Source organism: Curtobacterium pusillum, from assembly GCF_013359865.1.
Taxonomy (GTDB): Bacteria; Actinomycetota; Actinomycetes; order Actinomycetales; family Microbacteriaceae; genus Curtobacterium; species Curtobacterium pusillum.
Map to the genome: position 1 here is coordinate 29,966 of NZ_JABMCE010000082.1, position 14,721 is coordinate 44,686.

Annotated in this window: 9 protein-coding genes; 7 read left to right on the top strand and 2 right to left on the bottom strand. The window is 67.9% G+C overall.

The genetic code is table 11. The features are described 5' to 3' along the window. Positions 1–8: 8 nt before the first annotated feature. The 6 genes from HP507_RS12165 to HP507_RS12190 all read left to right on the top strand — a co-directional run bounded on the left by HP507_RS12165 (position 9) and on the right by HP507_RS12190 (position 7,459). On the top strand, positions 9–1,211 hold the full coding sequence (locus HP507_RS12165) for an oligosaccharide flippase family protein (RefSeq protein WP_271207305.1): 1,203 nt from the start codon (positions 9–11) through the stop codon (positions 1,209–1,211). An 83-nt stretch (positions 1,212–1,294) separates the two neighbouring features. Further along, positions 1,295–2,578 carry a glycosyltransferase family 4 protein gene (locus tag HP507_RS12170; protein WP_175352057.1) on the top strand — a complete coding sequence of 428 codons (1,284 nt, stop codon included), beginning with the start codon at positions 1,295–1,297 and terminating at the stop codon, positions 2,576–2,578. After that, positions 2,575–3,603, top strand: a complete 1,029-nt coding sequence (gmd, locus tag HP507_RS12175) for a GDP-mannose 4,6-dehydratase (RefSeq protein ID WP_175352058.1) — start codon at positions 2,575–2,577, stop codon at positions 3,601–3,603. Before HP507_RS12170 ends, gmd begins: the two co-directional genes overlap by 4 nt. Continuing rightward, positions 3,603–4,574, top strand: coding sequence for a GDP-L-fucose synthase family protein (locus HP507_RS12180; RefSeq protein ID WP_175352059.1), 972 nt, complete (start codon positions 3,603–3,605; stop codon positions 4,572–4,574). Before gmd ends, HP507_RS12180 begins: the two co-directional genes overlap by 1 nt. Positions 4,575–4,609: 35 nt before the next feature. Then, positions 4,610–6,430, top strand: a complete 1,821-nt coding sequence (locus HP507_RS12185) for a DUF4012 domain-containing protein (protein WP_175352060.1) — start codon at positions 4,610–4,612, stop codon at positions 6,428–6,430. 474 nt (positions 6,431–6,904) lie between these two features. After that, the gene (locus HP507_RS12190) at positions 6,905–7,459 is read left to right on the top strand and encodes a hypothetical protein (RefSeq protein WP_175352061.1); all 555 of its coding nucleotides are present in this window, start codon (positions 6,905–6,907) and stop codon (positions 7,457–7,459) included. Between the two features lie 105 nt (positions 7,460–7,564). On the opposite strand, the gene HP507_RS12195 is transcribed toward HP507_RS12190, so the two are convergent. Next, complete coding sequence (locus tag HP507_RS12195; RefSeq protein ID WP_175352062.1) at positions 7,565–7,750, bottom strand: hypothetical protein; 186 nt, start codon at positions 7,748–7,750, stop codon at positions 7,565–7,567. An 86-nt stretch (positions 7,751–7,836) separates the two neighbouring features. Continuing rightward, on the bottom strand, positions 7,837–8,688 hold the full coding sequence (locus HP507_RS12200; RefSeq protein WP_175352063.1) for a VanZ family protein: 852 nt from the start codon (positions 8,686–8,688) through the stop codon (positions 7,837–7,839). A 195-nt stretch (positions 8,689–8,883) separates the two neighbouring features. Between HP507_RS12200 and HP507_RS12205 the strand changes: the two genes are divergently transcribed. Beyond that, positions 8,884–14,676 carry an Ig-like domain repeat protein gene (locus HP507_RS12205; RefSeq protein WP_175352064.1) on the top strand — a complete coding sequence of 1,931 codons (5,793 nt, stop codon included), beginning with the start codon at positions 8,884–8,886 and terminating at the stop codon, positions 14,674–14,676. Positions 14,677–14,721 lie beyond the last annotated feature (45 nt).

The window sequence follows — 14,721 nt, forward strand, 5'->3', positions numbered from 1 at the left end:
GCGCTCAGTTGAAGTCACAATTTGTCTCGGTCCTATTTGGCCGAGGACTTGCCAGTGTAGTGCAGGCGATCTCGATGATCTTGGTCGCTCGGTCTTTATCAGTCACGCAATTCGGGCTGGTTGGAATCGTCATCTCGGTCGGTACGATCGCGTCGTTGATTGGTGATCTCGGACTTACCACCTATATTGCTCGAGCACGCGCGATCCGCGACGAGGCAGCGGTGCGGGCCGGACTCCTCCTCAATCGGTGGAGCGCCGCGATAGGTGGTGCGCTGCTCATTTCGGTGGTAATCGTGGGTGCGCTGAATGGTGGTTGGCCCTGGTGGCCATTGCCGTTGCTGGCCGGCTTTATGGTGGAAAAGGCTGTCGACACGGCGTCCTCGGTGCTGATCGCGGACGGTAGGAATATCACAGCAAATCTCGCGCTGCTTGGGCGACGCGTCGTGGTTCTCATGTGCGTCGTGGCGGGGAGCGTCATCGCTTTCGATGCCGCTTGGACGTTCTCAGTTGGTTACCTTTTCTCGGCGATCGTTTCTCTCATATATGTTGCAATCTCCCTATTGGGCTCTCCGGACGCATATGCCGGGTCGCGTTCCACAACTGTCCGGATCGTTGCCCGCGAAACGCTCCCTTACTTCTTTAGCAATCTTACCGCGGGCGTGCGACTTTTAGACACCGCTATCATCGCGTCGATCGCTTCTCCGCACGCGGCCGGCTTGTACGCTGCTGCCAGTCGGGTCACTAGCCCTGCGTATCTCATTCCGCAAACACTGACCACGGTGATTATGCCCCACGCTGCTCGAGCAACCGGGAAAGCTGTACGCGCGATGGGCAACCGGCTCCTTCTAGCCACCGTGGGCCTCTCTATCGTCTTAGCCGCGCTGTCTCCTCTCGTGATCTGGTTCGCAGACTTGATTCTTGGCGATCAATACGCCGGGGCGGCGTTGCCCCTGCTCTTGCTATTGATTGGGTTGCCGTGGGTTGCGGCATCTTCTCCGTTCGGTTCACTGCTTCAGAGTCGTGGTCAGGCGCGATTTGTAGCGGTGAACGGCGTCGTGTTCGCTGTGGGTGTTGTCGCCGCACTGATCGTTGCTTCGCTGCTGTGGGGTGCAGCTGGAGCAGCCGCAGCGGTGGGGGCCCTATATGCGGGTAAGACAATCGTCCTCGACCTCAAACTGAGGCGTACGGGTGTCGGTCGGGGTGGTGATTGATGAGTAGGTTGCTTTTAGGTTTCCCTATTTGTTATTGCGTCGCACGCCGAGTCCGCATTGCTAGTTGAAGGGACTGAACTCAGATGAGCGTATCGAGCACGAGCTACAGGAATCGGGTACTCATCCTTGGGCTTAACTTCGCGCCTGAAAGTACTGGGATAGCACCTTATACGACAGGCCTCGCCGAGGAGCTTGCTAAGCGGGGCATGGAGGTGAGGGCAATCACGGGATTCCCGCACTACCCGCAATGGCGTTTCTCGTCGCCGAAGCCGCCACTCTGGCGGGAGTCCTTTGAGTCTGGCGTGAGGGTTGTTCGTCGAAGGCACCTCTTGCCCAAGAGACCGGACGGTCTATGGCGAGCACTCTCTGAAATATCATTTGGCCTTTCCTCTGTTTTTGCTCGTTTCGGTAAGCCGGACGTTGTCGTGCTGGTGTCGCCAGCGTTGATCTCGAGCGCAATTGGTCTCTTGAAGGTGCGCCTGCTCACGCGGCGTCCCACCGCCGTTTGGGTACAGGACTTATATACGCTTGGGCTGCGTGAGCTCGGCGAAGGGAGAGTGGGAATTGCCGAACGCGCCATCGGCGCGCTCGAGCGGTGGTGCTTGCGGAGCGCCGACGCCGTGATTGTCATTCACGACCGGTTCCGCGCCACGGTAGTTGAGGAGCTCGGAGTGGCGCCGGAGAAGGTCATGGTCGTGCGCAACTGGTCGCACTTGGAAGAGGCAGAACCGGTGGATCGATCTACTGCTCGAGCTGAGCTCGGTTGGGCCGAAACGGATTTCATCGTCTTGCACGCGGGGAACATGGGTGTGAAGCAGGGACTTGAGAACGTCGTGGAGGCAGCCAGACTGGCCACGGCGAGCGGCAGTAGCCTGCGGTTCGTCTTGCTCGGGGACGGAAACCAGCGTGAGCACCTCTCGGTGCTTGCAGCAGAGGTACCGTCGCTAACAATGATTGGGTCTCTCCCCGACGGTGAGTTCCGGAAGGCACTGGCCTCAGCTGACGCGCTGCTGGTCAACGAACGCAGCGGAGTGGGTGGTATGGCGGTCCCGAGCAAGCTGACGTCCTACTTCAGCACAGGTCTCCCGGTTATTGCCGCGACGGACTCGGGAAGCGTGACGGAGAGCGAAGTACTACTCGCTGCCGCTGGGCCTGTTGTTCCCGCAGGGGATCCCCAGGCCTTGGTGGACGCTGCGCTGGCGTTGGCGCAGAACCCGATTGCAGCGCGTGCCATGGGAGCAAGCGGTAGCCAGTTCCGGTCGACGCGTCTCACCGCTCGCTCTTCATTCGATAGATTTACTCAGCTGCTGAGGGGTTTGGCCACCGGCCGAGGTCCCTCCTCCACCACAGAATCGGGGACTGATTGACCAAGCGCGCGCTCATAACGGGCATCACGGGACAAGATGGGTCATACCTGGCCGAGTTGCTTCTTCGCAAGGGCTACGAGGTCCACGGGCTGATCCGCCGAGCTTCGACCTTCAACACCTCACGGATCGACCACCTGTACGTCGATCCGCACAACCCGGATGCCAAGCTCTTCCTGCACTACGGGGACCTCGGCGACGGTGCGCGGCTCGTCAGTCTGCTCGGCGAGCTGAAGCCGGACGAGGTCTACAACCTGGCGGCGCAGTCGCACGTGCGTGTGTCGTTCGACGAGCCTGAGCACACCGGGGACGTCACGGGTGTCGGCTCGATGCGCATGCTTGAGGCCGTCCGCATGTCGGGCATCCACACGCGCTTCTACCAGGCGTCGTCCTCAGAGATGTTCGGTGCGACGCCGCCGCCCCAGAACGAGGAGACGCCGTTCTGGCCGAGGTCTCCGTACGGGGCAGCGAAGGTCTACAGCTACTGGGTGACCCGGAACTACCGTGAGGCCTACGGGATGTTCGCGGTGAACGGCATCCTGTTCAACCACGAGTCGCCGCGGCGGGGTGAGACTTTCGTGACGCGCAAGATCACCCGTGCCGTTGCGCGCATCAAGGCCGGCCTTGAAGACCACGTCTACCTCGGCAACCTCGACTCCGTGCGCGACTGGGGTTACGCGGCCGAATACGTCGAGGGCATGTGGCGGATGCTGCAGGCCGACGAGCCGGACGACTTCGTCCTGGCGACCGGCGGCGACTTCACCGTCAAGGACTTTCTGTCGACTGCGTTCTCGCACGCGGGCCTGAACTGGGAAGACCACGTCCGGTTCGATGAGCGCTACCTGCGGCCGAGCGAGGTGGATGCCCTCGTGGGTGATGCTTCGAAGGCCAAGGAGAAGCTCGGCTGGGAAGCAACTGTCGATACAGCAGAACTCGCGCGGATCATGGTCGACGCTGACATCGAGGCGCTCGAGCACGAAGGGCGCCCCTGGATCGACACCGTCCGTCTCGAGAGCTGGGGTTCCTGATGACCACGACCGATTTCACTCCGGGTCCGATCGATCGGGCCGAGCGGGTCTACGTTGCTGGCCACCGAGGACTCGTCGGCTCTGCCGTGTGGCGAAAGCTTGAATCCGAGGGCTTCGAGGACATCGTGGGGCGGACCTCGTCCGAGCTGGACCTGAAGAATCGTGCCGCGGTGTTCGAGTTCTTCGCCGAGCAGAAGCCCAAGCACGTCGTGCTCGCCGCCGCGAAGGTCGGCGGCATCATGGCGAACAACACCTACCCGCACGACTTCCTCAGCGAGAACCTGCAGATCCAGGTCAACGTGATGGACGCTGCCGTCGAGCACGGGGTCGAGCGTCTCGTTTTCCTCGGCTCGTCGTGCATCTACCCGAAGCTGGCCGAGCAACCGATTCACGAGGACGCTCTGCTCACGGGCCACCTCGAACCGACGAACGACGCGTACGCGATCGCGAAGATCGCCGGCATCCTCCAGGTGCAGGCCGTTCGTCGCCAGTTCGGACGCCCGTGGATCTCTGCGATGCCAACGAACCTCTACGGCCCCGGCGACAACTTCTCGCCGACGGGTTCGCACGTGCTGCCCGCACTCATCCGCCGGTACGACGAGGCGGTGCAGTCCGGCGCGGAGCGGGTGGAGAACTGGGGAACCGGAAGCCCCCGCCGGGAGTTCTTGCACGTCGACGACATGGCCGCGGCGGTCTTCCACCTGATGGAGCACTACGACGGGCCGGAGCAAGTCAACGTCGGCACCGGTTCGGACGTGACCATCAAGGAGATCGCCGAGACCATTGCGAAGATCGTCGGGTTCGAGGGCGAGACGGTCTGGGACACCACGAAGCCGGACGGGACACCGCAGAAGCTGCTCGACGTGTCGAAGCTGGCAGGCGAGGGGTGGACGTCGCAGATCGGCCTCGAAGAGGGCCTGCGGAGCACCATCGACTGGTATCGCGAACACGCGGACACCATCCGCCAGTAAGGGCGATCGGACATGAGGAACCATAGGATTGCCTCATGTCCGACCTGCCCGAGTCGCGACGCACTGCAGCACGCCGGGGGGCTCGTCCTCGGCTCGTCTTGTGGATCGTCCTTGCCCTCGTCCTGATCCTGATCCTCGCCGTCGCATGGGTGGGGGTGCGCGCGTTGCTTGCGAGGGGACACCTCGAACGTGCTGTCGGTGACGTGGACACGCTGCGGGCGCAGCTGACCGATGGTGACTCTGCCGCAGCGAAGAACACGGCTAAGCGGCTGGAAGACGAAGCGGGCGCGGCCAGGGCGTTGACGGGCGATCCGGTCTGGGGCGCGGCGCAGTACACGCCATTCTTCGGGGCCAACCTGCGCGCAGTGCGCCAGGTATCCGTGGTCGTCGACGACGTCGCACGCAACGCGGTGAGCCCCGTCGCAGGGGTCGTCGGGAAGTTGGACTCGGACTCCTTCGCCCCGAAGAACGGCAAGATCGACCTGCAGCCGATCGAGGACGCGCAGCCGGCGGTCGCAAAGGCGACGAGAACGCTCACGAAGGCGGATCGCGATGCCGATGCGATCGACACGAACAGGACGCTCTCGCCGGTCACTACCGCCGTCGCGGAACTGCGGAACGCGTTGCAGACGGCGTCGGCCCAGGCTGACGGGGCGAACCGCATCGTGCAGCTGGCACCGGCCATGCTCGGTCACGACGGTGACCGGAACTACCTGCTGTTGTTCCAGAACAACGCCGAGTTGCGCGCAGGCGGGGGTATCCCTGGATCTGTGGCGCTCCTCCAGGCCCATGACGGGTCCCTTGCCCTGCAGAACCAAGCCGCTGGCTCATCCTTCGGGCCGTACGACCAGCCGGTCCTGCCGCTTTCGGCCGACACGACCGGGCTGTACGGCAAGATCACCGGCGAGTACATGCAGGACGTCACGCTCACGCCGCGGTTCGACGTGTCAGCGAAGCTGGCACAGGCGATGTGGAAGCAGAAGTTCGGTCAGCAGGTCGACGGCGTGCTCGCGATGGACCCGGTGACGCTCAGCTACATCCTGAAAGCGACCGGACCGGTCCAGCTGCCGACCGGCGACACCCTGACGTCCGACAACGCGGTGAAGCTGCTGCTCAGCGACGTCTACGCGAAGTATCCGGACCCGACGATGCAGGACGCGTTCTTCGCAGCGGCGGCGAGCTCGGTCTTCGAGAAGGTCTCCACCGGCGGTTTCGACACGAAGAAGTTCATCGCCGCGCTCGCCCTGGGCTCCGACGAGGGGCGGCTGCGCCTGTGGAGCGCGACGAAGGGTGAGCAGAGCCGGATCAGTGGCACGGCGGTGGCGGGCGAGCTCCCGACCGTCTCGAAGGCGGCGCGGCAGTTCGGCGTGTACCTCAACGACGGCACCGGCTCCAAGATGGACTACTACCTCGACAAGACCGTGTCCGTCGGCAGCTCCGTCTGCCGCAAGGACGGCAGACCGACGTCCGTCGTCGAGGTGACCTTGAAGAACAGCGCCCCGGCCGACGCCGCGACCAGCCTGCCCGAGTACGTCACCGGAGGCGGCGCCTTCGGCACGGAGCCGGGCAAGATCAAGACGCTCATCGCCGTGTACGCGCCGGAGAACGCGATCTACCTCGGTGCGACCCAGGACGGCAAGGAGGCCGCGCTGCAGACCGCGACCGATGGTGGGCATCCCGTCGCGCAGCTCCAGACGATGCTCGCTCCGGGGCAGAGCGTGACGTTCCGTGTGGTGTTCCTCGGCCAGGCGAAGTACGCCAAGGCCGCAGTACAGGCGATGTCGACGCCCGGCGTCGATCAGGCCGAGACAGAGCCGCTCTCGTTCGAGTGCTCCAACCCGACACACGCAGGCTGACGGCAGCTGGCCCCCGGTTTTGACCAGCCGCGGGGTGCCGATGGGCGGCGAACCATACGACACCGAGCCATGCCAGAGCGCGAGCCGCGATCGTGTTCCTCCAGAAAACGCGGCTGGCAGGCCCCCAGAACGAGGCGCAGTTGGTTCAGACCTTGCTGCGGTGACAGGTGAGCCGCAGGGTGTCCGGCTTGCTGCCATCCTGCATGCTCACCCCGTCTGGCCAGGGGTTCCCGAGCTCCGGAGTGCGCCCGTTGGGCAGTGAGCACCTGGTTCCGGCCATCCGTTCCGCGCACTCGCACTCCGAAGTTCACCGGATTGTTGCGTTGAGCATGGCAACAGGCTGAGAAGTTCCGATAGATTGAGTGAACTTCGTCAATCGCGCCCGCTATGACCAGGCCGGGGGAGGGGATGAGGCGAAGAAGCGGACTCTGGACGTCAGGGTCTGAAGGATCAGATCAGTAGGGGAACCACTCCATGAAGAAGCTCATCGCTGCGATCGTGCTGGCTGGCGCCGCGCTGCTCGCGACGCCGGCCGCTGCCAACGCCGCCGGTTACACGCCCGACTCGAACGTCTCCGTCTCCGGCAGCTTCACCGCCGGCGGCACCGCTGTCGTGAACTTCAGCGAGGGCGCGTTCCAGGACAACGAGACCGTCAACGTCCAGGTGACGGGTGCCGGTGCGGTCACGCTCGGCGCGCTGCCGACCACGACCGTCTCGAAGGCCTACACCGCCTCGTCGGACGGCTCGCTCGCCGTGACCGTCACCTTCCCGCAGGGCGCCTCGGGCACCTACAGCCTCACCGCCACCGGTGCGACCTCGGGTGTCGTGGGCTACGCGTCCTTCACCGTCGCGCCGGCTGACGCCACCGCGGTCTCGACCGCCAACGGCTCCGGCACGGACGGCACCCTCGCCTTCACCGGTTCGACCGTCTCCGCGCTCGCTCTCTGGGTGGCCGGCGGCGCTGTCGTCCTCGGTGGTGGCCTGCTGCTGGTCCGCGGTTCGGTCCGTCGCCAGCGCGAGACCGTCTGAGTCATCACGCACTGACGGAAGCCCCCGGAGCCATCGGCTCCGGGGGCTTCGTCGTGCTCGGAGCGTGCTTCGCTCCGGGGCGCCTTCGGCCCGTGACGGACGTCGTCAGGCGACCTGCAGCATCACGAAGACGACGCCGACGGTGAGCAGTGGGCCGACTACCCAGATCCACCACGGATACGCCTGGGCTCGGCGGAACGGCCGGGGCGCGGCGTAGAGGTCCGGGTCGTACGAGTACGACGAGCGAACGCGGGTCGGGTACACGTCGATCGTGGTGCGGGACTGGGTCATGTTTCGCACGCTACGGAGCGGGGCCGCCGGAGCGAAAGTTCCTCAACATGGTCCTGCGGTGACCCGCAACACCCCTGCGTGATCCCTCAGCGGCTGCGGTGTCGCGCAGCCCACCCGAGCGCCACGACGCCGATGAACGCGCCGATCACGGCCCCACTCGTGTTCGCCAGCACGTCGTCGAACGACGCGAACCGCGTCGGCAGGAACAGTGCCTGCCCGGTCTCGATCGCGCAGCTCACGACGAAACCCGCGAGCGCGCCGACCCACCACCGTCGAGCGCCGAGACGCAGCACCACGAGCAGCCCCAGCGGCAGGAAGAAGACGACGTTCGCCGTGAACTCGAGCGCGCCGTACCCGAACCAGGCCGGCACACCCAGGCGGTGTGCCACGTCGAGCGCACCGACGATCCCCGGGTGCACGCCCGCGTCGACGGGAGAACCGGTGAACCCCACGAGCAGCACACCGACGCCGTAGACGACGAGCACCCACGTGGCGACCCGACGCGTCACGGGAGTGGCCGGGGCCGTCCGTGAGCGCCGCACGCCGAGCGCCAGCCATCCGAGCAGGAGGCCGACCGCCGATGCCATCGTGATCGCGACCCAGGTCGTCCCGGGGGTCGGGCTCCGCAGGGCGGCCACACCCGCCAGTACCGCGGTGCCGACGGCGGCCCAGCCCGTGGCGCGGCGCCCGGATGTCGGGACGGCTGCGGCGACGAGCGCGGGCAGCAGGGCGGTCACCGCCGTCACAGCCATCGCGCTGACGAATCCATCCTCGACGGAGAGGAGGCCGTGTCCGGCTCCGCGGAGCACCGTCACGACGGCGCGGAACGCGTCCACCGCCGCGCTCGCTCCCCAGGGCAGTGACGCCAGGGCGATCACGACGGCGAGCCCGACGGTCAGCACGCCCCGCGCCAGCGTGATCCGTGCCGGAGGAGTCATCCGGCTGACGTTACCGTGCCCCGACTGCATGACAGATCGCTCTGCGGGGCGTTGGGCGGACAAGCCTGTACCCCGGAATGGGGCTTCGTCCTGGTCGGTCTCGAACGCGCCCTGCCACTAGCGTGAGAATGCCTCGTCGCGACAGCACGTCCGGGGCCTCATTGCCGCTGCCCTGACCCGACAGGACCCTTCTTCGTGTTCGCATCCGCGAGCGCTCGTCACCGAGCGCGCCCGAAACTCGCCCGCCGTCTCGCCGTCCTCGGCGCGGCCCTCGTCCTCGGCGGGGTGTCCGTCGGCATCACCACGGGCGCGGCGAACGCGATCGACGCGAACAACGTCTCCGGCTACGCAGCCGAGACGTTCACGAAGGCGACGGTCAGCGGCGTGCAGGCCCCGGCCGTGCCGAACAACGGCGCGATGGTGATGACGAACTCCGCGTGCCTCACGGCGGCGTCCGGCACGGGGACGGCGAGCGGGACCACGATCCCCGGCTGCGCCACCACGGCGACGGACGCGGCGGGCAGTGGAGCGCTGCGCCTGACCGGCGCGAAGGGCGACCAGGAGGGTGGCATCGGCGCGACGGGCGCCATCCCCACGGGCCAGGGCCTCGACGTCACGTTCAACTCGTACCAGTACGGCGGATCCCAGGCGGACGGCATCGTCTTCTACCTGGCGACGACCGACCCGTACTCCCCGGAGGTACCGACGGCGATCGGGGCGAAGGGCGGGTCGCTCGGTTACTCGGCCTCGAAGTACAACAGCACCGTGGTGAACACGAATGGCCTGGCGAACGGCTACCTCGGCTTCGGGCTGGACGCCTTCGGCAACTTCCACACCACCGACTACCAGGGGACGGGGTGCACGACCACCTCGAGCGAGCGCGTCGTCGTCCGCGGGCCCGGCAGCGGGACGAGCGGCTACTGCCTGCAGCCGACCACGTCGAACACGGCGACCGGCCTGACGAACTCCAACCTCAGCGCCGGCACGACCACCTCGACCCGGGCAGCCGCGAAGGTCCCCGTCGAGATCGTCGTCAACACCGGCTCCTCGGACATCCAGTCGTCCGGGTTCTCGAGCGCGCTCACGCAGCAGACCGTGCCCGCGAAGTCCTGGGCGCTCATCTTCAAGCCCCTCGGTACGAACCAGACCACGAAGATGATCACCGGGGCGCTGCCGAAGCTCACGGACAACAGCTACGGCGCCTCGTCCGACTGGTACGACCCGACCACCGGGCTGCCCTACAAGCTGACGTACGGCTGGGTGGCCTCGACCGGCGGGTCGACGGACGTCCACGAGATCAACCAGTTCACCGCGACCTCGGCGAACGGCCGCACGCCGGTCCTCGCCGGCACCGCTGACGTCTCCGACGCGAAGCCGCAGCAGGGCGCGTCCGGCACCTACACCGTGCACCCGACGACCACGACCGCCGGCGGCGCGGAGCTCGGCAAGGTCCGGATCAGCACCACGTTCGAGAACGGCGTGACGCCGAAGGCCGGCACCTTCACCGCTGGCGCGTACTCCTGCACGACGACTGGCCAGAAGGTCGTCTGCACCACCCCGGCCGCGTTGAACGTCGCCGCGGGCAGCGCCCTGCCCGACCTCGCCATCCCGTACACCAGCACGGCGGCGATCGGCACCACGGTGAACGCGACCGCGACCATCGCGTCGACCGACGCGCTCACGACGGCTCCGGCCTCGGCCGCGCTCGTCGTGCAGAAGGTCCCGACCACGACCACCGCGAGCGCCAGCAGCACCCAGGTCACCGCGGGCGACACGACCACCATCACCGCGAACGTCGTCGACGGCGCCGGCAACAAGGTCCCGTCCGGCTCGGTCACGTTCAGCGAGGGCACTACGGTCCTCTGCGCCGACGTCCCCGTGGCGAACGGCAGCGCGTCCTGCGCGGACGCGGTGAGCACGAAGGGTGACCACCCCGTCACCGTGACGTACAACGGCGACGCCACCTACGCGGGTTCGGCGAGCTCCCAGACGATCACCGCCACCGCCAAGTCCACCGCGTTCACCATCCAGGCGAGCCCGGCGCAGATCCAGTACGGCCAGACGTCCACCGTCACCGTCTCGGGCCTGCCCGCAACGGCGACGGGGAACGTGACCATCACCCAGAAGGACGACTCCGGCCAGACGTCCCCGTTCTGCACGGTGCCGGCCTCGGCCGCGAAGAACCCGGGCTGCACGACGCCCACGAACTTCCCCGCGGGCGGGCACACCTTCACCGCCTCGTACGCGGGTGACGAGACGAACGCCGCCTCTACATCGCAGAACGTCGCGCTCGTCCAGGTGACGAAGATCAGCACCGCGCCGGAGGTGACCGTCGACGGCGGCTCCACCGCCACGCGCACCTACGGGTCGTCCGCTCCCATCGCGACCACGGGCCTCCCGTCTGACGCCACCGGCACCGTCACGTACTCGATCGACGGCACGGAGCTGGACACGGTACCCGTCGGCACCGGGCTCTCGACGCCCGCCGACCTCGCCACCGGTTCGCACGCCGTCACCGTCTACTACTCGGGTGACGCCACGCACTCCGCGTCCACCTCGACGTCCGCAGCGACGCTGACCGTCGAGAAGGCGACGACCCCGATCACGGCGAGCGCGTCCGCGGCGGCCCCGGTCCACGGCGACACCGTCACCTTCACCACCGGAGGACTCCCCGCGGGCGCCTCGGGCACGGTGACCTTCACGGACGGCACGACGGTCCTGTGCACCGCGACCATCGTGAACCAGACCGCGTCCTGCGCTCCGGCGACCCCGCTCGGCACCGGGACGCACGCCGTCACCGCCAGCTGGGACGGCGACTCGGACCACCAGGCCGTCACGAGCACCCCGGTGACCGTCACGGTCTCCAAGGCGACCTCGGCGATCGGCGCGACCGTGCAGGACGCCCGGACCGCCAGCGTTGCCTACGGAACCGCCGCGACGTTCCGTGCCACGGGCCTCCCGTCCGACGCCGACCCGACGTCGGCCGTGACCTTCGTCGACGCGGGCGAGAAGACGGTCGCCACGGCGACCGCCGGTGACCCGACCTACACGACGTCGAAGGACCAGCCGGTGGGCGACCTCGTCCTCACGGCGAAGTGGGCCGGCGACGCTGACCACACCGGCAGCACGGCCCTCGCGGTCACGCTGCACGTGACGAAGGCGACGCTCACGATCACCCAGACGGTGGACGACTCCGCACAGGACACCATCACGCACGGCCAGACCGCGGCACTCGCGACGGTCGGTCTGCCGAAGGGCGCCACCGGCACCGTGACGTACACGGGCGTCGACCGCAACGGCAAGTCGGTCGAGCTCGGCACGGGCGACGCGTCGAAGTCGGGCGCTCCCGTCACCACCGACGAGAAGCTCGGTGCGGGTGACTACACGATCACGGCCGTCTGGTCGGGCGACGACCGGTACGAGTCAGCGACCGCGGCGACCGTCGACCTCGTCGTGACCCGGGCGAAGCCGGACCTCGCCGGCACCGTCGACGGCTCCTCCGACCACGCGACGACCTCGTACGGCACCTCGGTCCCCGTCGACGTCAGCGGCATCCCCGCTGACGCCACCGGCACCGTGGACTTCTCCATCACGACGGCCGACGGCACCGCGGTGTTCTGCATCGTGACCCTGCCGGCGACCTCGTGCACCACGCCCGAGCAGCTGCCCGCGGGCACGTACGACGTCACCGCGACCTACAGCGGCGACGACGACAACGCCCCGAACACCACGAAGAGCGCCGTCCCACTGACGATCGAGAAGGCCGTCGCGCCGATCACCCTCTCCGCGTCGGACGACGACCCGACGTACGGTGCGCCGATCACGCTGACCGCCGGTGGGCTCCCCGCCGACGCCCGTGGCACGGTCGAGTTCCGCGACGCCGACGGCACCCTGCAGTGCACCGGCACGATCTCGGACGGCACCGCGACGTGCGACACCGAGCAGCCCCTCGCAGCCGGCACGCACGAGGTCACCGCGACGTGGACGGGTGACGCGAACCACGCGTCGGTCACCAGCGACGCCGTGGCGGTCACGGTCGCGAAGGCGACGGTCACGATCGACGCGGCCATCGACGGGCACCTGGCCCTCACCGTCGAGTACGGAACCGGCGCGACGGTCACGGCCACGCGCCTGCCGGCGGACGCCGACGGCGACTCGGTCGTCACGTTCACGGACGGGGCAGGCACGATCATCGGCACCGCGACGGCGGCGAAGCCGACGCTCGCGATCCCGACCGACCAGCCCGTCGGCGACCTGGACATCACCGCGACCTGGGAGGGTGACGCGAACCACGAGCCCGCCACGGCGGACGTCGTCACGCTCACGGTCGCGAAGGCCACGGTCGCGTTGACCGAGACCGTCGACCAGACCTCCGAGACGACGATCACCCACGGCGACACCGCGACGCTCGAGGTCGATGGGATCCCGAAGGGCGCCACCGGCACCGTGACCTACACGGCCGTCGACGCGAACGGTGTGACCACCGAACTCGGGACGGGTGACGCTGCCGACACGGGAGCGCCGGTCACGACCTCGAAGAAGCTGCGCACCGGTGCCTACACGATCACCGCGGTCTACTCGGGTGACGACAGCCACCTGACGGCCACCGCGCCGGAGGTCCGGCTGTTCGTCGCGAAGGCGACGCCGCAGCTGGCCATCGGCACCGCCGCTCCGTCGACCTCGTACGGCACCAGCACGACCGTCACGGTCGGCGGGCTGCCCGAGGACGGCCAGGGCACGGTGACGGTCACCGCGAAGCAGGGCGACACCACAGTCGAGGTCTGCACGTTCAACCTGCCGGCCACGACCTGCGCCACGCCGGTCGACCTGCACGCCGGCGAGTACGAGCTCACCGCGACGTACTCCGGTGACGCCGACCACGAGGTCGACACCACCGCGGAGACGACCACCCTCACGGTCACCAAGGCGGCGACCTCGGTCTCCGTCGGCGACGGCTCGGGGACCGAAACGTCGCTCGGCGGTACGTACGGCGACCCGGTGACCCTGCCGGTCAGCGGCCTGCCGACCGACGCCACGGGTACGGTCGAGTTCCAGGACGAGGACGGCGACACGGTCTGCGCCGTGACGCTCCCCGCGACCTCGTGCGCCACGCCCATCGACCTGCCCGTCGGGTCGCACACGGTGACGCCGGTCTACCCCGGCGACGCCGACCACGCCGGCTCGACGGGTGACCCGGTGACGGTCGTCATCGCGAAGGCCCCGACCGCACTCACGGTCGCCGCCGGCGCATCGCACCGGTGGGGCTCCTCCACCGAGCTGACCATCGGCGGTCTGCCGGAGGGCGCCACGGGCAGCGTCGTGCTCAGCGTCAACGGCGCGGAGATCTGCACGATCGCGCTGCCGACCAGCTCGTGCACCACCGACGTGATCGAGCCCGGCACCGTCACGGTCAGCGCGACCTGGGGCGGCGACGCCTCCTACGAGGGGTCGTCCGCCACCACCGAGGCCACGGTCTCGGCGATCCACACCGTGAACCCGACGCACGTGCAGTCCCCGTCGCGGACCTCGGGGCAGCTCGTGTGGCCCGCGATCCAGGGAGCGGTGTCGTACCAGACCACGATCGCGACCGACCAGGGCCTGTCGAAGGGCGTCCGCACCGTCACCGTGCACGCTCCGTCGACGACCAGCGAGCTCGACGGGCTCACGGCCGGCACGACGTACTGGTACCGCGTCGCGACGGTCTCGGCCTCGGGCACCGTGCTCTCCACGCACGACGCGGTCCTGGTCACCGCTGCGGCCGCAGCAGCTGCCACGACGCCGACCAGCGACCCGAGCGCTCCGACTGCAGCAGCACCGGCCCCGCAGGGGACCCTGCAGGTCGGCCAGCTGGCCTTCACCGGGCCGACCGTGGCCGTCGGCATGATCGGCTTCGGCGCACTCCTGCTGATGCTTGCCGGCGCGTTGCTGCTCCTCGCCCGTCGCCTCCGCGACGAGCAGGGTCCGGTCGGGCCGCTCCGCAAGGGGTAGGGACACGCACTGGACTGGAGGCTCGATCACGTGAGCAGATCTGCT

Coding starts and splice junctions, on each gene's coding strand:
- HP507_RS12180 (WP_175352059.1), top strand. CDS start 3,603: ATGACCACGACCGATTTCACTCCGGGTCCGATCGATCGGGCCGAGCGG.
- HP507_RS12190 (WP_175352061.1), top strand. CDS start 6,905: ATGAAGAAGCTCATCGCTGCGATCGTGCTGGCTGGCGCCGCGCTGCTC.
- HP507_RS12200 (WP_175352063.1), bottom strand. CDS start 8,688: ATGACTCCTCCGGCACGGATCACGCTGGCGCGGGGCGTGCTGACCGTC.
- HP507_RS12170 (WP_175352057.1), top strand. CDS start 1,295: ATGAGCGTATCGAGCACGAGCTACAGGAATCGGGTACTCATCCTTGGG.
- HP507_RS12195 (WP_175352062.1), bottom strand. CDS start 7,750: ATGACCCAGTCCCGCACCACGATCGACGTGTACCCGACCCGCGTTCGC.
- HP507_RS12185 (WP_175352060.1), top strand. CDS start 4,610: ATGTCCGACCTGCCCGAGTCGCGACGCACTGCAGCACGCCGGGGGGCT.